The sequence below is a fragment of the Streptomyces sp. NPDC058279 genome (genome assembly GCF_042881255.1).
Taxonomy (GTDB): Bacteria; Actinomycetota; Actinomycetes; order Streptomycetales; family Streptomycetaceae; genus Streptomyces.
Genome location: NZ_JBHVYA010000023.1, coordinates 51,921 through 73,772, shown reverse-complemented (window position 1 = coordinate 73,772; position 21,852 = coordinate 51,921). Strand labels below are relative to the sequence as shown.

Annotated in this window: 22 protein-coding genes; 12 read left to right on the top strand and 10 right to left on the bottom strand. The window is 73.8% G+C overall.

All coding sequences use genetic code 11. The features are described 5' to 3' along the window. The first annotated feature begins 202 nt into the window (after positions 1 to 202). Positions 203 to 535, top strand: coding sequence for a nuclear transport factor 2 family protein (locus ACFVXJ_RS28975; RefSeq protein ID WP_389666155.1), 333 nt, complete (start codon positions 203 to 205; stop codon positions 533 to 535). Between the two features lie 118 nt (positions 536 to 653). After that, positions 654 to 2,099 (top strand): glyceraldehyde-3-phosphate dehydrogenase, encoded by a 1,446-nt coding sequence (locus tag ACFVXJ_RS28970; protein WP_389666154.1) that lies wholly within the window; start codon positions 654 to 656, stop codon positions 2,097 to 2,099. 155 nt (positions 2,100 to 2,254) lie between these two features. Here the strand turns inward: ACFVXJ_RS28970 and ACFVXJ_RS28965 are convergent, their stop codons facing one another. The 3 genes from ACFVXJ_RS28965 to ACFVXJ_RS28955 form a co-directional block, all read right to left on the bottom strand. Then, positions 2,255 to 2,605: a hypothetical protein gene (locus ACFVXJ_RS28965; protein WP_389666152.1), complete on the bottom strand. Its 351-nt coding sequence runs from the start codon at positions 2,603 to 2,605 to the stop codon at positions 2,255 to 2,257. Between the two features lie 151 nt (positions 2,606 to 2,756). Next, positions 2,757 to 3,944: an aromatic amino acid transaminase gene (locus tag ACFVXJ_RS28960; protein ID WP_389666150.1), complete on the bottom strand. Its 1,188-nt coding sequence runs from the start codon at positions 3,942 to 3,944 to the stop codon at positions 2,757 to 2,759. Beyond that, the gene (locus ACFVXJ_RS28955) at positions 3,944 to 5,005 is read right to left on the bottom strand and encodes a DMT family transporter (RefSeq protein ID WP_389666149.1); all 1,062 of its coding nucleotides are present in this window, start codon (positions 5,003 to 5,005) and stop codon (positions 3,944 to 3,946) included. Before ACFVXJ_RS28955 ends, ACFVXJ_RS28960 begins: the two co-directional genes overlap by 1 nt. Positions 5,006 to 5,133: 128 nt before the next feature. Here ACFVXJ_RS28955 and ACFVXJ_RS28950 point away from each other — a divergent pair, with 128 nt between their 5' ends. Next, positions 5,134 to 5,601: an Lrp/AsnC family transcriptional regulator gene (locus ACFVXJ_RS28950; protein WP_361307443.1), complete on the top strand. Its 468-nt coding sequence runs from the start codon at positions 5,134 to 5,136 to the stop codon at positions 5,599 to 5,601. 3 nt (positions 5,602 to 5,604) lie between these two features. On the opposite strand, the gene ACFVXJ_RS28945 is transcribed toward ACFVXJ_RS28950, so the two are convergent. Continuing rightward, positions 5,605 to 8,202, bottom strand: coding sequence for a SpoIIE family protein phosphatase (locus ACFVXJ_RS28945; RefSeq protein WP_389666148.1), 2,598 nt, complete (start codon positions 8,200 to 8,202; stop codon positions 5,605 to 5,607). 254 nt (positions 8,203 to 8,456) lie between these two features. On the opposite strand from ACFVXJ_RS28945, the gene ACFVXJ_RS28940 reads away from it, so the two are divergent. Continuing rightward, positions 8,457 to 9,752, top strand: a complete 1,296-nt coding sequence (locus tag ACFVXJ_RS28940; protein ID WP_389666146.1) for an MFS transporter — start codon at positions 8,457 to 8,459, stop codon at positions 9,750 to 9,752. On the opposite strand, the gene ACFVXJ_RS28935 is transcribed toward ACFVXJ_RS28940, so the two are convergent. After that, positions 9,739 to 12,342 carry a YfhO family protein gene (locus ACFVXJ_RS28935; RefSeq protein WP_389666144.1) on the bottom strand — a complete coding sequence of 868 codons (2,604 nt, stop codon included), beginning with the start codon at positions 12,340 to 12,342 and terminating at the stop codon, positions 9,739 to 9,741. The genes ACFVXJ_RS28940 and ACFVXJ_RS28935 overlap by 14 nt on opposite strands. Before the next feature lie 132 nt (positions 12,343 to 12,474). Beyond that, positions 12,475 to 13,215 (bottom strand): DUF72 domain-containing protein, encoded by a 741-nt coding sequence (locus ACFVXJ_RS28930; protein WP_389666142.1) that lies wholly within the window; start codon positions 13,213 to 13,215, stop codon positions 12,475 to 12,477. Positions 13,216 to 13,463: 248 nt separating this feature from the next. On the opposite strand from ACFVXJ_RS28930, the gene ACFVXJ_RS28925 reads away from it, so the two are divergent. After that, positions 13,464 to 14,003 (top strand): hypothetical protein, encoded by a 540-nt coding sequence (locus ACFVXJ_RS28925; protein WP_389666140.1) that lies wholly within the window; start codon positions 13,464 to 13,466, stop codon positions 14,001 to 14,003. 1 nt (position 14,004) lies between these two features. Beyond that, positions 14,005 to 14,598 (top strand): hypothetical protein, encoded by a 594-nt coding sequence (locus ACFVXJ_RS28920; RefSeq protein ID WP_389666138.1) that lies wholly within the window; start codon positions 14,005 to 14,007, stop codon positions 14,596 to 14,598. A gap of 72 nt (positions 14,599 to 14,670) precedes the next feature. Here the strand turns inward: ACFVXJ_RS28920 and ACFVXJ_RS28915 are convergent, their stop codons facing one another. Next, positions 14,671 to 15,171 carry an STAS domain-containing protein gene (locus ACFVXJ_RS28915; protein WP_389666136.1) on the bottom strand — a complete coding sequence of 167 codons (501 nt, stop codon included), beginning with the start codon at positions 15,169 to 15,171 and terminating at the stop codon, positions 14,671 to 14,673. A gap of 298 nt (positions 15,172 to 15,469) precedes the next feature. On the opposite strand from ACFVXJ_RS28915, the gene ACFVXJ_RS28910 reads away from it, so the two are divergent. Then, the gene (locus tag ACFVXJ_RS28910; RefSeq protein ID WP_389666135.1) at positions 15,470 to 15,793 is read left to right on the top strand and encodes a hypothetical protein; all 324 of its coding nucleotides are present in this window, start codon (positions 15,470 to 15,472) and stop codon (positions 15,791 to 15,793) included. A gap of 284 nt (positions 15,794 to 16,077) precedes the next feature. Then, on the top strand, positions 16,078 to 16,446 hold the full coding sequence (locus tag ACFVXJ_RS28905) for an ATP-binding protein (RefSeq protein ID WP_389666133.1): 369 nt from the start codon (positions 16,078 to 16,080) through the stop codon (positions 16,444 to 16,446). Positions 16,447 to 16,505: 59 nt separating this feature from the next. On the opposite strand, the gene ACFVXJ_RS28900 is transcribed toward ACFVXJ_RS28905, so the two are convergent. The 3 genes from ACFVXJ_RS28900 to ACFVXJ_RS28890 form a co-directional block, all read right to left on the bottom strand. Beyond that, a complete protein-coding gene (locus ACFVXJ_RS28900; RefSeq protein WP_389666131.1) occupies positions 16,506 to 17,525 on the bottom strand; it encodes an SDR family oxidoreductase in 1,020 nt (339 codons plus the stop codon). After that, positions 17,522 to 17,842, bottom strand: a complete 321-nt coding sequence (locus ACFVXJ_RS28895; RefSeq protein WP_389666130.1) for a CDGSH iron-sulfur domain-containing protein — start codon at positions 17,840 to 17,842, stop codon at positions 17,522 to 17,524. Before ACFVXJ_RS28895 ends, ACFVXJ_RS28900 begins: the two co-directional genes overlap by 4 nt. Before the next feature lie 74 nt (positions 17,843 to 17,916). Next, entirely contained in the window at positions 17,917 to 18,138 is a 222-nt protein-coding gene (locus ACFVXJ_RS28890; protein WP_389666128.1) for a hypothetical protein, read from the bottom strand. Positions 18,139 to 18,287: 149 nt separating this feature from the next. Between ACFVXJ_RS28890 and ACFVXJ_RS28885 the strand changes: the two genes are divergently transcribed. From ACFVXJ_RS28885 to ACFVXJ_RS28870, 4 genes are all read left to right on the top strand, one after another. After that, a complete protein-coding gene (locus ACFVXJ_RS28885; protein WP_389666127.1) occupies positions 18,288 to 19,568 on the top strand; it encodes a cytochrome P450 in 1,281 nt (426 codons plus the stop codon). A 58-nt stretch (positions 19,569 to 19,626) separates the two neighbouring features. Further along, positions 19,627 to 19,950, top strand: a complete 324-nt coding sequence (locus tag ACFVXJ_RS28880; protein ID WP_389666125.1) for a plasmid stabilization protein — start codon at positions 19,627 to 19,629, stop codon at positions 19,948 to 19,950. 75 nt (positions 19,951 to 20,025) lie between these two features. Next, the gene (locus tag ACFVXJ_RS28875) at positions 20,026 to 20,757 is read left to right on the top strand and encodes an HAD family hydrolase (RefSeq protein ID WP_389666123.1); all 732 of its coding nucleotides are present in this window, start codon (positions 20,026 to 20,028) and stop codon (positions 20,755 to 20,757) included. Beyond that, positions 20,754 to 21,797 carry an NAD-dependent epimerase/dehydratase family protein gene (locus ACFVXJ_RS28870; RefSeq protein WP_389666121.1) on the top strand — a complete coding sequence of 348 codons (1,044 nt, stop codon included), beginning with the start codon at positions 20,754 to 20,756 and terminating at the stop codon, positions 21,795 to 21,797. Before ACFVXJ_RS28875 ends, ACFVXJ_RS28870 begins: the two co-directional genes overlap by 4 nt. The last annotated feature ends 55 nt before the right edge of the window (positions 21,798 to 21,852 follow it).

Genomic DNA, 21,852 nt, shown 5'->3' with positions numbered 1-21,852 from the left:
CATGGTGTGGAGATTTCGTGATCGCGAACCGAGGGTGACCCGCCGCTCACGTACCGCCGACCGCCGTGCCCGACTCCTCGGCGCGCGCGTCGAGGAGTCGGCGAACGCGGTGATAGGACGGCGATAGCCCGGGGTTGCGGGCCGGGCGCACGGTGTACTTGCCGCCACCGGACGGGTGCGGCAGGTCGAAAGGACTTCCCAGATGAACAGTCGGCACGCCGGGCGGGTGCCGCCGAGCCCCGTGGTCACCGACTCCGGAGTCGACCACGTACGCCTGGCCTACCACTACCTCGACTCGGGCGACCTCGACGGCTACGGCTCGCTCCTGCACGCGGGCCTGCTCGGCGTCGCCGAACTGGAGCGCCCCGCGATCGGCGCCCGCCACCACATCACGAGGATCGTCGCCGACGGGGACTGCGTGGTGGCGATGGGTCGGGTCGCCCCCCAGCAGCGGGAGTTCGTCGACGTCTTCACCCTCTCCGCGGAGGGCATGCTCCGGGCCTGCCGCCGCTACTACGCCGGCCCGGCCCGCTGAGATGCGGACCAACCAACACGAAACGACCCATGGAGGAGTCGCTCGGGGGCACCCGTTCGAAGGCCCGAACGGGTGGTGCGTTAGCATCTGAGCGCCGCCTAGCTCGAAAGATAAACCTGTGACTGTCAACGACGACTCGTTCACCCACTGGAAGAACCGCGAGGAGATCGCGGAGTCGATGATCCCGATCATCGGGAAGCTGCACCGGGAGCAGGACGTCACCGTCCTCCTCCACAGCCGCTCCTTGGTGAACAAGTCGGTGGTCAGCATCCTCAAGACCCACCGCTTCGCCCGGCAGATCGACGGCGAGGAGCTCTCGGTCACCGAGACGCTTCCGTTCCTCCAGGCCCTTTCCGCGCTCGATCTCGGCCCCTCCCAGATCGACATCGGCATGCTGGCCGCCACGTACAAGGCCGACGACCGCGGCCTGTCGGTCGACGCGTTCACCGCCGAGGCCGTGGCCGGCGCCACCGGTGCGAACAAGATCGAGCGTGGCGCGGGGCGCGACGTCGTCCTGTACGGCTTCGGCCGCATCGGTCGCCTCGTCGCCCGCCTGCTGATCGAGAAGGCCGGCTCCGGCAACGGCCTGCGGCTGCGTGCCATCGTCGTCCGCGGCGGCGGTGAGCAGGATCTCGTCAAGCGCGCCTCGCTGCTGCGCCGCGACTCCATCCACGGGCAGTTCCAGGGCACGATCACCGTCGACGAGGCGAACAGCACGATCGTCGCCAACGGCAACACGATCAAGGTGATCTACGCCAACGACCCGTCCGAGGTCGACTACACGGCGTACGGCATCAAGGACGCCATCCTGATCGACAACACCGGCAAGTGGCGCGACCGCGAGGGCCTCTCCAAGCACCTGCGCCCCGGTATCGACAAGGTCGTCCTGACCGCCCCGGGCAAGGGCGACGTCCCGAACATCGTGCACGGCGTCAACCACGACACGATCAAGCCGGACGAGCAGATCCTGTCCTGCGCCTCCTGCACCACCAATGCGATCGTCCCGCCGCTGAAGGCCATGGACGACGAGTACGGCGTGCTGCGCGGCCACGTGGAGACCGTCCACTCGTTCACCAACGACCAGAACCTGCTGGACAACTACCACAAGGCGGACCGCCGCGGTCGCTCCGCGCCGCTGAACATGGTCATCACCGAGACCGGCGCCGCCTCCGCCGTCGCCAAGGCGCTGCCCGACCTGAAGGCGCCGATCACCGGCAGCTCGATCCGCGTCCCCGTCCCGGACGTCTCGATCGCCATCCTGAGCCTGCGCCTGGGCCGCGAGACCACCCGCGAAGAGGTCCTGGACTACCTCCGCGACGTGTCGCTGCACTCGCCGCTGAAGCGCCAGATCGACTTCACCACCGCACCCGACGCCGTCTCCATGGACTTCGTCGGCTCGCGGCACTCCTCGATCGTCGACGCGGGCGCCACCAAGGTCGACGGCGACAACGCCATCCTCTACCTCTGGTACGACAACGAGTTCGGCTACTCGTGCCAGGTCATCCGCGTCGTCCAGCACGTCTCCGGCGTGGAGTACCCGACCTACCCGGCACCCGCGGTCTGACCGCGCACGGCCCCGGCGGCCCGACCGCCGGCGGCCCGTCGGCCGTCCCGCCGAAGCGGGGCGAGCGACCGGTGGCGACGCTTCCGAGAGGGAGGCCCGCCGCCCCGTCCCTCGCCCCGCTTTCGCGCGTACGGACGGTTTCGCCCCGCGGCCGCTCAGTGGACGACGCTGAAGCTGCGCCACGGCAAGCTGCCGGGCGCGGTCACGTTCGAGCTGGACATCGGGATGTAGACCCCGTCCGCATCGCCGAACCGCTGACACTTCGGCGTCCGGTACAGGATGACGTCGACCAGGGTGTTGTTGTCCACGTGCGCCGCGCCGCGCGGCAGGCCGATCGTGTGACAGCCCTCGACCGAGGTGTTCAGGTAGCTGACCTCGACCGGGCCGTCCTGGGCGCGGAAGCTGAGGCTGCCGACGGTGGTCCTGCCCGCGGAGCAGGCGGTGGCCGTGGCCGTGAGCAGCAGGGCCGCCCCGGTGATGACGCCGATGCGCCGGAGGTGGGACATGGCTCGGTCCTCGTCTGTGCGGTGATGGCTTGCCCGTCACCGCAGCCTGGCTCCTCCCGCGCCGGCGGGCATCCGCTGCGCACCCGGTGGGATGACGGCCGAAGGGGCGAGGGCCACCGCGCCGGGGCGGGAGCACCGTGACGACAGGGCCCTACAGCGCCAGGGTCGCGCGCCGGTCCTCCAGGACCCCGGCGATGCCCCGCGCGAGGCAGGGGACCCGGTCCCGCCCGATCCCGGCGATGTTCACCCGGCCCGCGGTCGTCCCGTAGACGGCGTACCTCCGGCGCAGCCGCAGCATCTGTTCGGGTGACAGCGGCAGCATCGAGAACATCCCCTTCTGCCCGGCGAGCGAGGCCGCCTCGGCGCCCCGGCCGAGCGCGACCAGCTCCTCCACCAGGGCCGTCCGGTTGGCCGCGATCCGCTGCCGCATGGCGTCCAGCTCGGAGCGCCAGGACGCCTGGAGGTCCGCGTCCTCCCAGATGGTCGTGACGACCGCCGCGCCGTGCTCCGGCGGCATCGAGTACTGGGTGCGGGCCGCGTTCTGCAGGGCCGTCTCCGCGTGCCGGAGCGAGGCGCGGGACGCTCCGAGGACGACGGCGCAGCCGGTGCGGTCGCTGTAAAGGCCGAAGTTCTTCGAACAGCTGATGGCGAGCAGCATCTCCGGGACCCGGTCCGCCAGCATCCGCGTCGCCGCGAGGTCCGCTTCGAGGCCGTCGCCGAGCCCGTGGTAGGCGAGGTCGACGAACGGCACCCAGCCGTCGCGCGCGGCCAGCGCGGCCAGCGCCTCCCAGGCGTCGGGAGTCGGATCGACACCGGTCGGGTTGTGGCAGCACCCCTGGAGCAGCACCACGTCGTCGCGGCGCGCCCCGGCCAGGTCCCGCAGCATGCCGTCCCCGTCCGGCCGGCCGTACGTGCGCACCGTGAGGCCCGCCGCCTCCAGGATGGGCCGGTGGTTGACGTAGGCGGGATCGCTGATCCACACCGTCGTGCCCGGACGGGTCCGGCAGATCAGGTCCGCCAGCAGGCGCAGGGCGCCACTGCCGGCCACCGTCTGGACCGCCACGGCCCGCTCGACCGGGCCGTCCGGGCCGAGGACCATCGACAGCATCGCGCGGTTGAAGGCGAGGTTCCCGGACAGCCCCCGGTACTCCTTGGAGGCGGAACGTTCCGCCAGACGTATCTCGGCTTCGCGGACGGCCGCCATGACCGGCGTGCCACCGCTCTCGTCGCGGTACACGCCCAGCACGAGATTCAGCCGCTCGGGCCGGGTGTCGGCGCCGAACGCCTCGGTGAGGTCCCACAGGGGGTCCACGGGCGGCGGGAGGAGGAGCTCAAGCATTACGGCAACCTCGGCGTGGCGGGGGCGGACACGGACGCCGGCGGGGCGGCGGGGACCGACTCGGGCGCGCCGGCACCCGGGACGGCGGACGCGGCGGTGGTCGCGGCGGCTGACGCGGCGGTGGTCGGGCGTCGGTTGGCGAGGACCACGCCCGCGGTGATCACGGGCACGCCGACGAGCACGCTCACCGTCGGCGACTCGTGCAGCAGCGGAACGGCGAGCAGTACGACGGCGACCGGGCTGAGGCTGCCGAACACCGAGCTGCGCTCGGCGCCCAGGCGCCGGATGGCGAACGCGTACAGCAGACCCGCGCACAGCCCGACCCCGAGACCCTGCACCACCAGGAACAAGACGATGTCGCCGGCCGACGCCGACGCCAGACCGGTGGGCAGTACCCCGGTCAGCACCAACAGCGCCATCACGGCGAACGACGGCACGCACAGCAGCCCGATCGACCCGACCGGATCGAGCGCGACCTCCCTCAGCCCCACGGTGTAGAGCGCCCACAGCCCGCTGGCCAGCAGCAGCACCCCGGCTCCCGCGAGCACGTCCGTGTCCACCGGCACCACGTAGCGCCACACGAGGGCGAGGACCCCCGCCGCGATCAGCGCGAGCCCCGCCGCCTGGGTGCCGCGCGGCGCACCGCGCCCGCCGGCCACCATGAGCGCGGAGACGAACAGCGGGACCATCCCCGGTATCAGCGAGCCCACGAACGCCGCGGAGGTCAGGGAGCCGCCGTACATCGCGGCCAGGAAGAAGGGCACGCCCGCGCCACAGACGATCTTCGCCGCGGTGGCGGGCCGGACGGCCACGATGTTCCGACGCCTGCGCCAGAGCGCCGGCGCCAAGGCCACGACGGGCACCCCGAAGCGCAGCAGCGCCGCGTCGGCGGGCAACAGGGACGAGGTGCTCAGGGCCCGCGCGCTGAGCGCGAAGGCGGCCCAGATCGCCACCGTCGCGGCCAGCGCCAGCATCCCGCGCGCCTGGGGCGAGACCCGCCGGACGGGTGCGTGCGCGCCCTGCGGCGGCGCGGTCGCGGGGCGACGTTCCGTCGTTGCCAAGGAGGTTCCTCCAGCCTGGAAGGGCCGGATCCGGCCACGAGGCAACGCTATGGCTTTTGCCGGGGCAGCCGATTGCCAGTTCTGCCCTCCGCGCCTACCGTGGGGGCAGAATCTGCCAAGGAGTGCCGATGGACGCGGTCGATCTCCAGATCATTCGCGAATTGCAGGCCGACGGCCGGCTGTCCAACCAGGACCTCGCCGACCGGGTACGGCTCTCCCCGTCGCCCTGTCTGCGCCGGGTGCGCCGGTTGGAGGAGGCCGGTCTCATCCGCGGCTACACCGCGATGGTCGACCAGGTCGGCTTCGGACTCCCGATCACCGTGTTCGTGCGGATACGGCTGGAGCGGCACACGGGGGAGGCGGTCCGGCTCTTCGAGGAGCACGTCGCCGTTATCGAGCACATCCAGGACTGCTACCTGATGGCCGGCAGCAGCGACTACCTGTTGCGCGTCGTCATCGAGAGCCTCCAGGCGTACGAGGCCCTCGTGCGCGACCGCATCCACGCCATCCCCGGCATCGCGTCCATCGAGTCGAGCTTCGCGTACGGCAGCGTCAAGCAGTCCCGGGTGTACCCGACCCCCAAGGGCCCGAAATGAGCGTCAGGGGCCGGCGGCGTCCGGCAGTTGCTGCTCGGACCAGATGACCTTCCCGCCCTCCGGGGTGTACCTGACCCCCCACCGCCGGCTGATCTGCGCGACGAGGAAGAGCCCACGGCCGCCCTCGTCCGTCGTGGCGGCGTAGCGCAGGTGGGGCGAGGTGCTGCTGCTGTCGAAGACCTCGCAGGTCAGCACCCGGTCGTGCAGCAGGCGCAGGCGTACGGGGGCGACGCCGTGCCGGATCGCGTTGGTGACGAGTTCGCTCAGCACCAGCTCGGTGCCGAAGGCGAGCTCCGACAGCCCCCACTCCTCCAGCTTCGCGACCGCCAGGGCCCGCATCTCGCCGACCGCGCTCGGCTCGAACGGCACCTCCCATTCGGCGATGCGGTCCGCGCCGAGCGCCGTCGCCCGCGCCACCAGCACGGCCACGTCGTCGCGGGGGCGTACCGGCAGCATCGCCTTGAGCAGGGCCCGGCAGGTCTCCTCCGGTTCCCGGTCGGCGTGTCCGAGCGCCGCGCGGACCAAGTCGAGTCCCTCCTCGATGTCCCTGCCCCGGTCCTCGATCAGCCCGTCCGTGTAGAGCACCAACTGGGTGCCTTCGCTCAGGTCCAGCTCGGCCGACTCGAACGGGAACCCGCCCAGCCCCAGGGGGGCGCCGGGCGGCAGCTCCGGCATCTCGACCCGGCCGTCGGGACGCACGACGAACGGCGGGACGTGTCCGGCCCGGGCGATCGTGCACCGCTGGGTGACCGCGTCGTACACCGCGTACAGGCAGGTGGCGCCGAGCAGGCCGGCGCTGTCGGGGCCGCCGCCCGAGCCGTCCGTGCTCTGGTCGATGTACTGGACGAGGTCGTCGAGCCGGGCGAGGAGTTCGTCGGGCGGCAGGTCGAGGGAGGAGAAGTTGAGCACGGCGGTGCGCAATCGGCCCATGGTGGCGGCGGCGTGCAGACCGTGTCCGACGACGTCCCCGACCACGAGCGCGACCCGGCTGCCGGGCAGCGGGATCACGTCGAACCAGTCGCCGCCGACCCCGGACTGCGCGGGCAGGTAGTAGTGCGCCACGTCGACCGCGTTCTGCTCCGGCAGGTCGCGGGGCAGCAGGCTGTGCTGGAGGGTCACGGCGAGCGCGTGTTCGCGCGTGTAGCGGCGCGCGTTGTCGATGGTGATGCCGGCCCTGGCGACGAGTTCCTCCGCCAGCGACAGGTCCTCCTCGTCGAAGGGCTCCGGCTTGCGCGAGCGCCAGAAGTTGACCACCCCGAGCACCACGCCGCGGGCCTTGAGCGGAGCGGTGATCAGCGAGTGGATGCCGTAGTCGATGATGGCCTGGGCCCGGGGCGGGTCCTGGGCGTACCAGCCGGGGGCGTCGGAGAGGTCGGTGACCACCTCGCCCCGGCCGCTGTCGAGGCCGCGGGCCTGGGGGGTGGAGGGCAGGAAGTCGATCAGGATGCCGCGCTGGTAGAGCGGCAAGTCGTCGCGGATGCCGCTGACGGCGGTGCGCCGCAGGTCCGACGTGGAGGTGGGTTCGTCGCCGTGCAGCACGGGCTCGGCCAGGTCGATGGTGACGAAGTCCGCGAAGCGCGGGACGGCGACATCGGCCAGCTCCTGGGCCGTGCGCTCCACGTCCAGGGTGGTCCCGACCCCCACACCGGCGTCGTACAGCAGCTTGAGCCGTCTGCGGGCCGCGTCGGCGCGGGTGCTGAGGACTTGCATCTCGGTGGAGTCCCTGATGGTCACCGAGGTTCCCTCGGACCGGCCGCGCAGCCGGGTCGGGCGCTGGTTGATCACGAGCAGGCGGTCCCCGGCCTCGTGCATCTCGTCGGTGGCCTCCCGGCCGGAGCGCAGGAGTTCGACCAGTTGCCGGTCGAGCCCGGGCAACTCCCCGACGAGCCGGCCCTCGGCGTCCGGCGGCAGCCGCAGCAGTCGCACGGCCTCGTCGTTGGCGAGCAGCAGCCTCCCGGTCCCGTCGGTGATCAGTACGCCCTCGCGCACCGCGTGCAGCACCGCGTCGTGGTGTTCGTACATCCGGGTCATTTCGAGCGGGCCGAGGCCGTGGGTCTGGCGCCGTAGGCGCCGGCTGATCAGCGCCGACCCGACGGTGGCCAGGGCGAGGCCCACCGCGCTGGCGCCCAGGATGACGGGGAGCTGCCGGTCCACGACGCCGGTGACGTTCTTGACGGTGAGACCGGCCGACACCAGACCCACCACCTTGTGGTCCGGGCCGAAGACCGGCACCACGGCCTGGATCTCCTTGCCGAGGGGCCCGTTCACGCTCTCGGTGTGGACGTGACCCGCCAGGGACGGACCGATGGTGCCGACGAACCGTTTGCCGATGCGGTCGGGCAGCGGGTGGGTGTAGCGGATGCCGTGGGTGTCCATCACCACGATGAAGTCGACCCCCGCCGCCTTGCGGGTGGCCTCGGTGACGGGCTGGAGGATCTTGGAGGGATCGGGGGAGCCCAGCGCCTGCCGGAGTCCGAGCGAGTGCGCGAAGCTCTGGGCGACGGCGACGGAACGGGTGCGCGCCTCGCGGTCGATGTCGTGCCGCGACTGGAGCACCAGGGCCAGGACCGCACCGGCCGCGAGCAGCACCACGATCGCCACCTGGAGGACGAATACCTGTCGGGCGACGCTTCGAGGGCGATTTCTGCTCAGTGACCGCACCGACGTCCCCGGCACGGGTGGCAAGGATCGGTCACGTCCCCAGTTGTAGCACTGTCGGCGGCCCTCGGCGTGGCGGTCGCCCGCATCAAGCCTCCCGAACCTCGGAAATATCTTGACGTCAAGATTCTCATCGGGCAGGCTCCTCATGTATCTCGACATCGAGATACATGGTTTCGGGGGAACGGAGACATGGGATGCGGGGCGGTACGAGGACCCGGAAGGACCGACCGGCGGGCCTGCTGGGGCAGCTCCGCAGGCCACCCGGCGGCCGGGACGCGCGGATCATGCTCCTCGCGCAGTTCCTGGACCGGTCGGGAACGGGCGTGTGGGCCGCCGCGAGCGTCCTCTACTTCACCTTCGTCGTCGGACTGGACGCCCGGCAGGTGGGCGTCCTGCTCGGCGCCGCCGGGGTGGCCGGGATCGCCGGCTCCCCGCTCGCCGGCCACCTCGCGGGGCGGTTCCCCGTCCGCCGGCTGCTGATCGCCGCCCACCTCCTGCGCCTGGGCACGCTGGGCGCGCTGCTCGTCGTCACGCGGTACGAGGTGCTCCTGGCGGTCGTGGCCCTCACCAGCCTGGGCGACCGGGCCGCCAAGACCCTGGAGATGCTCTTCGCGACCCGCGTCGCGGGCGACCGGCGCGCCACCTACCAGGCCCTCGCCCGCAGCTCGGCCAACGCGGGTTACGCGCTCGGGGCGGGCGCCGCGGCGATCGGGCTCGCCATCGGCAGCCGCGAGGCGTACCAGGCCCTGATCCTGGCCAATGCCCTCTCCTTCCTCGCGGCCGCCCTCCTGGTCCGGCGCACGCGCGAGCCGCGCGAGCCCGGGCGGGTCGCGGCGCGGACCGGCGAGCCCGCCCGGCTGCCGCCGGCCGCGGCGAACCCCTGGCGCGACCGCGGCTACCTGCGGTTCGTGCTGCTGGACATCCCGATGAACCTGGACGACTCGATCCTCTCCGTCGGGCTGCCGCTGTGGCTGATCACCCGCACCGACGCGCCGCACGCACTCGTCCCGGCCTTCCTCGTGATCAACACGGTGCTCGTCGTGGTGCTCCAACTGCGGGTGTCGGCGAAGGTCGGGCAGCCGCGCCAGGCCGCGGGCGCGGTGGCCGGCTACGGGGCCACCCTGTCCGCCTGCTGCGTACTGCTCGCCCTGTCCACCGGGGCCGGGGCCTGGACCGCCTCCGTCGCTCTCCTCGCCGCGGCGGTGCTCGCCACGGCGGCGGAGCTGATGCGGTCGGTGAGTTCCTGGGAGCTGGCGGTCTCCCTCGCCCCGGCCCGGTCCAGGGCGGCCTACCTGGGCGTCGCGGGGATGTCCCAGTCCGTACAGAAGTCGGCCGGGCCACTGCTGTTGACCGGCGCCGTGATGTCGGCCGGACCGGCGGGATGGATCGCGCTCGGCGCGGCGGTCGCGGCGCTCTCGGTCGTCCAGCGACGCGCCTCCCTGCGGCGGCTCGGGGCGATGGAGGCCGCCGCCCCCGTCAACGTGTCCTGAGCCGCAGCCGCAGCCGCAGCCGCAGCCGCGGCCGACGCAGCCGCCGGACCGCACCCGACCACACCGCGCGGCGTCTGCTGCCCGGCGGTGCGCAGGACACCGAGACCACGGCGAGCAGCCCGGCCAGGGCCACCCCGCCCACCCCCAGGCCGGCCGACAGACCGGCCGTGCGGTAGGCGCAGGCGATCCGGGACGCGCCCGGCCCCAACGGCACCGCGATCAGGCCGTCGAGCGTGCCGGGGGCCTTCGCGTCCGCCCCGTCCACGGAACACCGCCAGCCCCGCACGGCGGGAACGGCCACGACGGCGGTGCCGGAGGCGGACCGCGCCGGGAACACCGCTGCGAGCGTGTGACCGCCCGCCGTCACCCGGGTCGGCGCCGACGACCTCAGGCGCGCCACCGCCGCACCGAGTCCGTCCCGGTCCAGGCAGCCCACGGGGGAGCGCGGGACGTCCTGGGCCCGGTCGCCGGTCAGCGTCAGCACCACCTCACCGCCGTCCGGGACGGTACCGAGCGCCACCAGCCCGTTGTTCGTCATGGGATACCCGCCGGACAGCCGCTCGGTGGTGCCGAGCGCGGCCAGGGTGCCGGAGAACCAGGGCACGTACGCGAACGCCGAGGTCCCCGGGGCACAGGTGAAGGCGAACGCGCTCCGGGCTCCCCGGGACAGCCGCCACGACCCGTCGGGCCGCGCGCCGGCCGCCGCGCCGCCCACCGGCCGGGCGTCGGGCACCGTGTAGACCCGCGCCCCCAGCACCTGCTCCTGTCGGGCGAAGACGGTGTCCGCCGCGGCCGGCGGGGCGCCGTCCCGCAAGGTGACCACCGGAGCCGCGTCGGCCGACCGCGCGGTGAACCCGCCCGCGCCGCCGTGGTCCAGGTAGCCGCCCACCCCCATGACCGCCCGGCCGACCGGGTCCTCGAAGCCGACCGTGTGCCGGCCCGCCATGTACCACCCCGCGCCCAGCCCGCGCAGGGTCTGCGCGGTCCGGGCGGGCAGGTAGCTGCTGTAGTACGAGCCGCCCTGGCCGCCCAGCAACAGCGGGTCGTTGTCGGCGAACTCGTGCGGGCCGGGCTCGCTGCGCAGGTCCGGCCAACGGTTGCGCGCCTGCACCGCCCGCCGCGCCGTCAGGGATTGCGCGTCCAGCGTCCGCTTCGGCCGCCACCACTCGTCCCGGTCCCGCTGCTCGGTCACCGACAGCACCGTGAACACCGTCGAGACGAAGACCGTGCCGATCAGCGCCCCCGTCACGACGACGCGCACCCGACGACCACGACGCCGCGCCGCCACGACCAGCAGGGCCAGGACCGCCGCACCCCCCACCACGGTCAGGATCCAGGTGGCGGCGGTGACGTACGCGCTGTACCCCGCCACGACCAGCAGTACGCCCAGCACCCCGACCCCCGCCAGCAGCTCCCGGGGACGCGGCCTGGCGGCCAGCGCCGACCACGCCACGGCCACCAGCATCCCGGTGAGGGTGAACGAGGCCCGGTAGGGGCCCCCGTTGGGCAGTGCGAGGCCGTGCCAGAGCAGGATCGTCGGCGTCCAGACGTACGACGCCGCCACCAGGACGAGCAGCGCGCACCAGGCGGCCCGCTCCCTGCCCGGCACCCGGCGGACGAACGGATACGCGAGGACGAGCACCAGCGGCAGCATGCCCGCCGAGATCTGCGGCGCGCTCGCGTGGAAGCCGCCCGGCAGCAGGTGGGCGAGGTAGTCGTGGAGCGCGGGCGGCCCTGCGTAGTGGACCTCGGGGCCCGGCTGTGACGCCCGGGAGGCCGGGAAGGTGACCGTCAGCACCGGGGCGACCAGCGCGACGCCGACCGCCGTCATCGACGCGGCCCGCAGCAGGACCCGGCGTCGAACGGGCCGTGGCCGCCCGTCGAGCAGCAGCCTGACCAGCAGCACCAGCCCCATCCCGAGGGTGGCCATCGCGGCGGTGTAGAAGTTGCCGGCCCAGCACGCGGCGACGAGCAGTGTCCCCGACACCCAGCGCCGGCGGCGCAGGCACCAGTCGTACGCGAAGCCCGTCAGCGGGAACGCCACCAGCCCCCACATCCACATGGGGTCCGCGAAACCGTTCGACACCGTCCACGCGCTGACGCCGTAACCCACCGCCAGGGCCGCGCGCGGCCACGGCGGGCCCGGCCGCAACCGGCCCAGCCAGACCGTCATCAGGGCGGTCGCCAGGCCGATGCTCAGCAGCGTCACGAGGAACACCGGCAGCTCGACCCGGTCGCGTGGGAACAGTGCGACGAGCCAGGAGAACGGATTCATCAGATACGTGAAGAAGTCGGCGAGGAACGGGACCCCGTAGCCGCTGCCCCAGTTGAAGAAGAGATCCCCCTCGGTCCCCCCGCGCATCAGGTCCCACAGGTGGGCGTGGAACGGCACGAACTGGTTGCCCAGGTCGTTGACCGCTCGCGAGCGCCCGCCGAAGGGGTACGTGCCGTGCACGGCCATCGCCAGGCAGTAGGCCCCCATCGACACCGCCGCCGCGACCGCGGCGGCCGCGCTCTGCGGGCCCGGCCTGCGGCGTACCCGCTGACGCCGCTCCTGGCCGGTGGTGGGAGGGGAGGTCGTCAGCACCATGGCGCCAGCCTCGCAGGTGCCGGACGCTCCGCGGGCCGAAACCACCGTTGCGGCCGCGCGTCCGCCCGTCCGGCGGGAGCGGACGGGTGAACCGCCGACGCCCACTGCCCGGGCGGGGACGGCCCGAGCGGCTCAGGCGGGGACGGCCGCCGCGGCCACCATCCGCCGGAACGCCTCGGCGTCCCTGACGGCCGCCCCGCCCGGGTCGTTGTTGAAGTAGGCGAAGACGTCCGCCGGCGCGGTCCAGGTCTCCGCGATCCGCCCGGCCCAGGAACGCAGCGCGCCGGGCCCGTACCGCGGCCACGGCCGCGCCCGGCCCTCGTGAAACCGTACGTACCCCCAGTCGGCGGTCCGCCACAGCGGGGTCACCGGCCGCGAATGCCGGTCCGCCCAGCACAGCGCGGCACCCCGCTCGACCAGCACCGACCGGATCTCCTCCGTCCACCACGACTCGTGCCGCGGCTCCACCGCCACCCGGACACCGGACGGGAAGCAGGCGAGGCAGGCGTCCAAGGTCCGCGCGTCCGCCCGCAGGGTGGGCGGCAGTTGCAGGAGCACGGGCCCGAGCCGGGGTCCGAGGCCGGCGCTGTGCGTCATCAGCCGCCGCACCGGCTCCTCCGGGTCGCGCAGGCGTTTGATGTGGGTCAGGAAACGGCTGGCCTTGACGGCCATGACGAAGCCCTCCGGGGTCCGTGCGCGCCAGGCCGCGAAGGTCTCCGGTGAGGGCAGCCGGTAGAAGGCGTTGTTGTTCTCGACCGTGCCGAAGCGGCGCCCGTACTCCTCCAGCCACAGGCGCTGGGGCACGCCGGGCGGATAGAAGGTCCCGGCCCAGTCCCGGTACTGCCACCCGGACGTCCCGACGAAGACGGGCATGGTCACCTCCGCTGCCGCGACGGTCCGTCTGTGCCGGCGCCTGCCCGCCGCGAACCGCCCGAAAACCGCCCGGCCGGGTGGACCGTCGGCGCAGGGCGGCTGCCGGACCGGACCCGGCGACCGACCGGTGACCGACCGGGCGGGGAAAGACGCCCCGGCGGAGCCGCGCGGCGGGTTTGCGACACCCGCGGGCGGGCACGCGCCAATGACGACACCGATGAGAGCACGGCCCCGAGTGGAGGCCCCCAATGTCGACAAGCACGCTCATCGCGATCATCGTTGCCGTGGTGGTGGTGATCGCCATCGCGGCCGGGTTCTGGTTCGTCTCGCGCCGACGGCACCTGCGGGAGCGGTTCGGTCCCGAGTACGACCGCACGGTCGAGGACGAGGGCGGCCGGCTGGCCGCCGAGCGCGAACTGCGCGCTCGCGAGCAGCGGCACGACAAGCTGGACATCAAGGAACTGCCCCCCGCCCGCCGGACCCAGTACGCCGAGGAGTGGCAGGGGGTCCAGGAGCACTTCGTCGACCGCCCCGAAGGGGCCGTGGCCGAGGCGGACGACCTGGTGACCCGGCTCATGCGGGAACGCGGCTACCCCACCAACGGGTTCGGCGACCAGGTGCGCGACCTCTCGGTCGAGCACGCGAGCACGCTGGAGCACTACCGCTCTGCCCACACGGTCAACGCGCGCAGCAGCGAAGGACAGGCGACGACGGAGGAGCTCCGCGGGGCGATGGTGCACTACCGCGCCCTGTTCCAGGAGCTGCTCGGCGACCAAGGAGGCCGTTGACATGCAGGACCGCGACGAGACGGTCGGCCGGCCCGACGAGGGCGGTCTGACCACGGAGAGCCTCGCGCATCCGGGAGGCGACGAGCGGAACACCGCCGTCTACCCGGGCGAGGCGACCGGCGACCGTAACGAAGACGCAGGCGTTCGCGAGGACTACGCGGGAGAGGAACCCGGACAGGACACCGGAGAGGACGCGGACGCGCAGGGCGCGGCCCCGGACGACCTGCGGCAGGACGACACCACCGCGACGGCGGCGGACACGACGGCGGCGGGGACGACGGCGGCAGGCAACCGGAACGGCACGGGCACGGAGGGCGACACCGGCAACGAACCGTTGCTCGCCGGCCCCGACGCGGAGGAGTTCCGCAGGAGGTGGGGCGAGATACAGGGCCGCTTCGTCGACGACCCGCAGGAGGCGGTCAGGTCCGCGGACACCCTGGTCGCCGAGGTGATGCAGACGCTGGCCGGTACGTTCGCCTCGCACAAGGAGGAGCTGGAAGGCCAGTGGAGCAAGGGCGAGGAAGTCGTGACGGAGGACCTGCGGATCGCGCTCCAGCGCTACCGCTCCTTCTTCAACCGTCTCCTCACCACCTGACCGGCGCGCGCACGACCCGACCAGGAGGCGGTGGGCCGACCCGACCAGGAGGCGGTGGGTGCCGCGCCCGGGTCACCCGACCCGGCCGGACCCCTCGCGCAGCAGGTCCTCCAGGGACGCGGGCAGCCAGCGACGCACCTCGGGGGTCGCCTCCGGCGCGCGGGGGCCGTGGACCCGTTCGCGCCCCCGCTCCCGCTGGGACGCGGCCCGCTCCCGCAGTGCCCGGCGCAAGTGGCGGGCGGCGGGCGTGCGGGCCGCCGCGTCCTCGTCCACGGCGTGGTCGCGCTCCAGAACGGTGTTCAGCAGCCGCCGGGGCTGGGACTGCCATCCCAGCGCCGTGAGCTGCTGTCCGTTCTCCTGGACGCGGCGGTGCAGGCGCACCAGGAAGTGCAGGCCGGTCAGGTCCATGAACGGGACGCCCCGCATGTCCAGGACGACCATGCGACCGTCGACCGGCAGCACGGCCGGGACCCGGGCGAGTTCCGGCTCCGCCCGGTGGTCGATCGCGCCGTGCGGGGTCACCAGCAGGGTGGTCCCCTGCCGCCGGATCCCGATCCAGAACGCGTACGGCACCTTTCCATCATCGGGCCCGCCCGCCCGTTTTGACCCGCCCGGCGCCCGGCCCGAGACCGCCGGAACCCGCACCCCTGGTCAGGGGCGCCCCGGGTGGGACGCTGAGAGGGACCGATCAGCCTGGTTCCGTCGATTCGAGGCTACGGGGACCCGCTGGAACGCGGGCCGTACACGGGTGCGTATGCACGCGCCGTCGCGGCTTTGGACACTGGGCCGCATCCGGCAAGCCGCCGGGTGCCGGAAGACAGTGCCTGCTGCGGCTCTGGGCTGCTACCCGACTCACCCCGGGGAGCCCGCCATGTGCGCCGTGCGGAAGCCCATGCGCATCCATGTGGCGATCGTGCTGGACATCGAGCACGGACCCAGCGCCGCCGGCGCGGGCGCCGGACTGCTCCGACTGGCCGGCGCCTACGGTTCCGACCACGCCGTCCCCATCGCCGTGATCGCCGAGCGGATCGCGGTTCTCCCGGCCCTGCCGCGGCTGGCTCCCACGGTCGGCCCGCCGCCACCCGCGGACGACGAGGCCCTGTCGTGCCTGCGGCGCGCCGTCTACGTCCGCGCCCTCGAACAGCGCGCGCACGGCATCCGCAGCGCCCGCCGCGGAACGCACCCCTGCGACTGACCGGGGGCGGACGTCACACATCGAGGGTCGGTCCCGATAGGCACCGCTTGCCTTTGCCGGGGACTGCCCGGCACGCCTCGCCGTCCGGCGCCGTCGCGATGTCCGGCCGGATCGCTTTCCATGATCAGGGCCTCGCGCAGTGCCCGGCCGACCTACGGCCGCGGGCGGGGTATGGGGGCCGGGGCGAAGGGGCACACGGAGTGGGGAAGCGACGATGGACGACGAGAAGCGGGTGGAACGGTGTGACGGCAGGGGAGCACGCGCAACGCCGGACGGAACGGCGAGTGCCGTCCGACGCGGCTGAAGCACGCTCCATCGTGGCGGCCCTGCTGGACGCGGCCCCCGACACGGTCGGGTCACCGGTCGGCGGCACCGCCCGGGCCGACATCCTCCTCGTGACCTCCGAACTGGTCACCAACGCCTTTCGCCACGGCGGCGGCCTCACCGGATTCGACGCCGAACTCGGCCGGGACGGTATGACCCTCACCGTGGGCGACGCCGGCGACGACGTGCCCCGCACGGCCCCCTCGCACAGCGCCATGTCGGAGGGCGGCTTCGGCTGGCAACTGGTGTGCCTGCTGGCGGATCAGGTGTTGGTGACGATGCTCCCGGACGGCGGCAAGAACATCCGCGTCCGGCTCCCCCTGGCCTGAGGCACCCGTACGAGGGACGGTCGGGCCGCCGAGCGGCCGGGCGGCCCGCGGCGGCCGGCTCAGCCGCCGGCGCGCCGGGCCCAGGCGAAGCCGGCGGCCCCCGCCCCGCACAGCGTCGCCGCCGCGAGGGCGCCCCGGTGGCGGGTCGCCCACCACTGGAAGCTGCGCGGGTGCGCCGACGCGTCGAACCTGCCGTGCGCCCCGAAGTCCCGCCGGGTGTCGGCCGGTTCCCACAGGTTCGCCGGCTCGTCGTCCCCGCGCGGGGTGTCCGTCTGCTGGGAATCGAAGCCCGTACGGGCCAGGTAGCGGTCGAGCAGACCGGGCACGACCGCGTTGGCCATCAGGGTCGCCGCGGTGCTGCCGCCGACCCAGAACTCCCGCCGCCGAGGATGGTCGGCGGCGTACACGATGGCGCGGGCGGCGAGCTCCGGGCGGTAGATCGGCGGCACGGGTTGTGCCCGCCTCGGCAGCCGGGACAGCACCCAGTCGAACTGCGGGGTGTCCAGGGCCGGGAGCTGCACCATCGTGGTGCGGACCCGGGTGCCCGAGGCGAGCAGTTCGCACCGCAGCGCCTCGTGCCAGCCCTGGATGGCGTGCTTGGCGCCGCAGTACGCGCTCTGCAGCGGAATGCCCCGGTAGGCCAGCGCGGAACCGGCGTGGACCAGGGTGCCGCGGTCGCGCGGGAGCATCCGGCGCAGCGCCGCGTGGGTCCCGTACACGTAGCCGAGGTAGGTGACCTCGGTGACCCGGCGGAACTCCTCCGGGTCGATCTCGGTGAACGGCGCGAACACCGAGGTGAAGGCGACGTTGACCCAGACGTCGAGCGGGCCGAACTCGTCCTCGGCGCGTTGTGCGGCGGCTTCCACCGCTGCCGGGTCGGCGACGTCCGTCTCGATCGCGAGGGCCTTGGCGCCGAGTTCCTCGGCGTCCCGGACGGCCCCTTCGAGGCCGGCCCCGCCGCGGGCGATCAGTGCGAGACGGTCGCCGCGGGCCGCGAACGCCCGGACGACCGCGCGTCCGACGCCGCCACTGGCCCCGGTGACGACCACGACCCGGCTCGACGAGGGGGAGCCACTCATGACCGCTCTCCTTCCCGCCGAAGCCCGTCCGCGGCCTCGCCGTCACGGGTGCGCGCGCGGTGGCTGGTGTCGCACCAGGGGTAGATCCGGCTCCGCCGACACGTGCACACGGCTACCACCGGGCGCTCCGAGCGGGCCGTGGAACCGTCCCGCCGGGGCCGCTCCACGGGTCCTTCCACCAGCTCGGGGCCGTCCGGCTCGACGATGTGCCGCGCCGGGGAGTCACTGGCCGTGCGGCTGCCGGTGCCGGTGCCGGTGGGCGTCGGCGCCCCGGGCCCGCCGTGCGCCGCGTATGCCTCGGATCGCTTCGCGTTCATACGGTCCGCCTTGCCGGTCACGGCGCGCCGAAACCCGTTCGGCCGCCCGCGCCGGCGGTTTTCCACCCCGCGGCCTACCGGTCGCCCGCACCGCCGTCGTCCGTGTGCTCGTCCTCCGGGGCGAGGGGCTCCCCGGGCCGTCGACGCGTCGACTCCTCCTTGCTCCGGCCGCGCGTGCGGCCCTCCTGCCCGGGAGCCTCGCCCACCTGCTCCTCACGGCCGATCCCGGGCCGCTGGGCCTTGTCCTCCATGCCGCCGCCCGCACCGGTACCGCCCGTCCGCCCCGTCCCGTCCATGGCCGTCCTCCTCGTCGCCGCACGGCCCTCGTCGGGCCCTTCCGCACCCGCGTCTACCCCGGGCGGCGGCCCCGGCACGCCGGGCGCACCCCGAATGGAGCAGGAGTGCCGAGCGGCGAAGCGGGTAGGCGCCGCGTATGTTCGCTTCCGTGATCGACAGCACCGCCTCACTGCTGGCCCGCGGCTACGCCTGGCTGCCCGGTCTGCAGGAACGGGCCGGAGAGGAACCGGTCGTCACCCGGCTGATGGGCCGACGGACGGTCGTCCTCGACGGCCCCGGGGCGGTGGAGTTCTTCTACGACGAGCAGCACGTGCTGCGCGAGGGCGCGCTCCCCGGCCCCGTCCTGGACACCCTCTTCGGCCGGGGCGCCGTGCACACGTTGGACGGCGAACGCCACCGCGTCCGCAAGGACATGTTCGTCTCCCTCCTCATGGCCGAGGGCGGCATCGCCGCGCTCACGGAACGGTTCACCGCGCGCTGGCCGCGCGCCGTGGCCGGCTGGCAGGGGCGCGAGGTGGTGCTCTTCGACGAAGTGAGCGCCGTCCTCGCCGGCGCCGTCTGCGACTGGGTCGGGCTCCCCCTCTCGGAAGGGGCGGCGCGCTCGGTCGGCGAGGATTGCGTCGCCATGGTCGACGGCTTCGCCACCGCGGGCCCGCGGCACTGGAAGGCCCGCCGGGCCCGGGCCCGGCAGGAGCGGGCGCTGTGCCGCGCCGTGAGGGAGCTGCGCGCCGCGGCCGTCCCGGTCCCGGTCGACGGACGACCCCGCTCGGCCCTGGCCGCGGTGGCCTGGCACCGCGACGCCGAAGGACGCCTGTTGGAGCCCCGCACCGCGGCCGTGGAACTGCTCAACATCATCCGCCCCACGGTGGCCCTGTCCTGGTTCGCGGTCTTCGCCGCGCACGCCCTGCACAGCGCCCCCGTCCACCGCGACCGGCTCCGGGGGGACGACGGCACGTACGCCCGGGCCTTCGCCCACGAAGTCCGCCGCTTCTACCCCTTCGCCCCCTTCGTGGGCGGCCTCGCCGCCCGTGACCTGCGGTGGCGGGGCACCCCCGTGCCCGAGGGCAGCCTGCTCCTGCTCGACCTGTACGGGCGCAACCACGACCCCGAGCTGTGGCCCCGGCCCTGCGACTTCGACCCCTGCCGCTTCGTGGGCCGGGAACCACCGTCCGACGACCTCGTCCCCCAGGGCGGCGGGGACGCCCGCACGGGGCACCGCTGCCCGGGCGAGGACATCGCCGTCAGTCTGCTGACGGCCCTCGTCACCGCACTCGCGCAGCTGGAGTGTGATGTCCCGGAGCAGGATCTGACTATTCCGCTCCACCGGATGCCCACCCGGCCGCGCAGCGGTTTCGTCGTCGCCCACGCGCGCACGGCGGTCCGCGCCGACGGCGTGCCGTCCCGCGGCGCGCGGACCTCCCACGCGTAAGGCCGAACAGCCGAACAGTCGAACAGCCGAAAACCGTCAGCCGATCGAAGGAGTGACCATGCCTGCCGGATCCAGCCCGAAGCGCGAGCGGCAGTACGAGCACATCAAGGACAGCGCTGAGGAGCGCGGCGAGAGCCCCGACCGGGCCAAGGAGATCGCCGCCCGCACCGTCAACAAGGAGCGGGCGCGGGCCGGGGAGTCGAAGACGGCGAGCAAGACCTCCCTGGAGGACATGTCCTCGTCCGAGCGCGGCGGCCGGCATTCCCACAGCGGTGCGCAGGGGCCGACGTACGACCAGCTCTACGCGGAGGCCAAGCGCAAGAACCTGCACGGCCGCTCGTCCATGAACAAGGCCGAGCTCAAGGAGAAGTTGGGCAAGTGAGCCCCGGGCGTCCCGGGCCGCGCGAGGCCCGGGACGCCCAAGCCGCCGCCCCGCCGGCCGTTCGGGAGGAAACGCATGAACCGCGCCGCCTTGTTCGATGTCGACGGCACCCTCGTCGACACCAACCACCTGCACGTGACCTGCTGGTGGGAAGCCCTGCGCCAGGCCGGTCACGACGTGCCGATGCATGCCGTCCACCGCGCGATCGGTCTCCCCGGCGAGGACCTGATCGCCCACTTGCTCGGCGACGACCGCGATTCCGACCGGGACGAGGCGTTGAAGGCCGCCCACGACACCCTCTACGCCACCTACTTCGACCGGCTCCCCGGCTTCGACTCCGCCGCCGAACTGCTGCGCGCGCTCGACGGGCGCGGATGGCGGGTGGTACTGGTCACCTCGGCCGGAAGCACCGAACTGGAGGCGCTGCGGCGGGCTATCGGCGCCGACGACGCCATCACCGCCACCGCGAGCGCCGACGACGTCAGCGCGGGCAAGCCGGCCCCCGACCCGGTGCACCACGCGCTCGACCTCGCCGACGCGCCCGCCCACGCCTCGGTGTTCGTCGGCGACACCGTGTGGGACATGAAGGCCGCCACCCGGGCCGACGTCGCCTGCGTGGGCCTGCTGTGCGGCGGCATCCCGCGCCACGACCTCGAGGAGGCCGGGGCCCGCGCGGTGTACGCGGACGCGGCCGAGCTGCTCGCCCGCCTCGACGACAGTCCGTTCGCCGGGGAACCGGACGAACGCGCCGCCGAGACGTCCCGCTCTTCCCGGACGGGGCTCTCCGCGGGAAGGGGACCGGCATGACCACGACACCCTCGCCCGAGACCGGCGCGGCGGGCGGCGGGCTGCGCGTCGTGGTCGTCGGGGCCACCGGCAACGTCGGCACCAGCGTCGTCCGGGCCCTGCTCGACGACCCGGCCGTCGGCTCGGTGCTGGGCCTCGCGCGCAGGCTCCCCGACTGGCGGCCGGCCGGCACCGACTGGCGCGCCGTGACCATCGAACCGGGCGGGGCCGATCTCGTCCCGCTCTTCGAGGGCGCCGCCGCCGTGGTCCACCTGGCCTGGAAGTTCCAGCCCACGCACGATCCCGCCGAGACCTGGCGCACCAACGTGCTGGGCGGTATCCGCGTGTTCGACGCCGTGGCCGCCGCCGGGGTGCCCGCACTCGTCCACGCCTCCTCGGTCGGCGCGTACTCGCCGGGCCCCAAGGACCGCGCCGTGGACGAGTCCTGGCCCACGCACGGGTGGCCGCAGGCCGCCTACACCCGTGAGAAGTCCTACCTGGAGCGGGTCCTGGACACCTACGAGGCGGCCCACCCCGAGATCCGCGTGGTACGGATGCGCCCCGGTTTCCTCTTCAAGCGGGAAGCCGCCTCCGAACAGCGCCGGATCTTCGCGGGCCGGCTGCTGCCCGGCCGGCTGGTCCGGCCCGGCCTCATCCCGATCGTCCCCGACCTGCCCGGACTGCGCATGCAGGCACTGCACACCGACGACGCGGCGGCCGCTTATGTCGCCGCGGTCACCCGGCCCGTCCGGGGCGCCTTCAACCTCGCCGCCGACCCGCCGCTGGACGCGGCACGCCTCGCCGAGATCTTCAAGGCCAAGACCGTGCGGATGCCGGCCGCGCCGGTCCGGGCCGCGCTGTCCGCCGCCTGGCGGCTGCGCGCCGTACCCGCGTCCCCCGACCTGTTCGACGCGGTGCTGCGGCTGCCGCTGCTGGACAGTGCGCGGGCCCGCGCCGAACTCGGCTGGGAGCCGCGGCACACCGCGGTGGAGGCGGTGGAGGAGTTCCTCGACGGCCTGCGCGCGGGCGCGGGCATGGGCACCGTCCCCCTCGCCCCGTAGCCCGCCCCGTAGCCCCTCGCCCTCGCCCTCGCCCTCGCCCGCCCGGCCCCGCGCC

Coding starts and splice junctions, on each gene's coding strand:
- ACFVXJ_RS28975 (WP_389666155.1), top strand. CDS start 203: ATGAACAGTCGGCACGCCGGGCGGGTGCCGCCGAGCCCCGTGGTCACC.
- ACFVXJ_RS28920 (WP_389666138.1), top strand. CDS start 14,005: ATGCAGGACCGCGACGAGACGGTCGGCCGGCCCGACGAGGGCGGTCTG.
- ACFVXJ_RS28950 (WP_361307443.1), top strand. CDS start 5,134: ATGGACGCGGTCGATCTCCAGATCATTCGCGAATTGCAGGCCGACGGC.
- ACFVXJ_RS28930 (WP_389666142.1), bottom strand. CDS start 13,215: ATGCCCGTCTTCGTCGGGACGTCCGGGTGGCAGTACCGGGACTGGGCC.
- ACFVXJ_RS28940 (WP_389666146.1), top strand. CDS start 8,457: ATGCGGGGCGGTACGAGGACCCGGAAGGACCGACCGGCGGGCCTGCTG.
- ACFVXJ_RS28935 (WP_389666144.1), bottom strand. CDS start 12,342: ATGGTGCTGACGACCTCCCCTCCCACCACCGGCCAGGAGCGGCGTCAG.
- ACFVXJ_RS28880 (WP_389666125.1), top strand. CDS start 19,627: ATGCCTGCCGGATCCAGCCCGAAGCGCGAGCGGCAGTACGAGCACATC.
- ACFVXJ_RS28960 (WP_389666150.1), bottom strand. CDS start 3,944: ATGCTTGAGCTCCTCCTCCCGCCGCCCGTGGACCCCCTGTGGGACCTC.
- ACFVXJ_RS28925 (WP_389666140.1), top strand. CDS start 13,464: ATGTCGACAAGCACGCTCATCGCGATCATCGTTGCCGTGGTGGTGGTG.
- ACFVXJ_RS28875 (WP_389666123.1), top strand. CDS start 20,026: ATGAACCGCGCCGCCTTGTTCGATGTCGACGGCACCCTCGTCGACACC.
- ACFVXJ_RS28895 (WP_389666130.1), bottom strand. CDS start 17,842: ATGAACGCGAAGCGATCCGAGGCATACGCGGCGCACGGCGGGCCCGGG.
- ACFVXJ_RS28910 (WP_389666135.1), top strand. CDS start 15,470: ATGTGCGCCGTGCGGAAGCCCATGCGCATCCATGTGGCGATCGTGCTG.
- ACFVXJ_RS28965 (WP_389666152.1), bottom strand. CDS start 2,605: ATGTCCCACCTCCGGCGCATCGGCGTCATCACCGGGGCGGCCCTGCTG.
- ACFVXJ_RS28870 (WP_389666121.1), top strand. CDS start 20,754: ATGACCACGACACCCTCGCCCGAGACCGGCGCGGCGGGCGGCGGGCTG.
- ACFVXJ_RS28890 (WP_389666128.1), bottom strand. CDS start 18,138: ATGGACGGGACGGGGCGGACGGGCGGTACCGGTGCGGGCGGCGGCATG.
- ACFVXJ_RS28900 (WP_389666131.1), bottom strand. CDS start 17,525: ATGAGTGGCTCCCCCTCGTCGAGCCGGGTCGTGGTCGTCACCGGGGCC.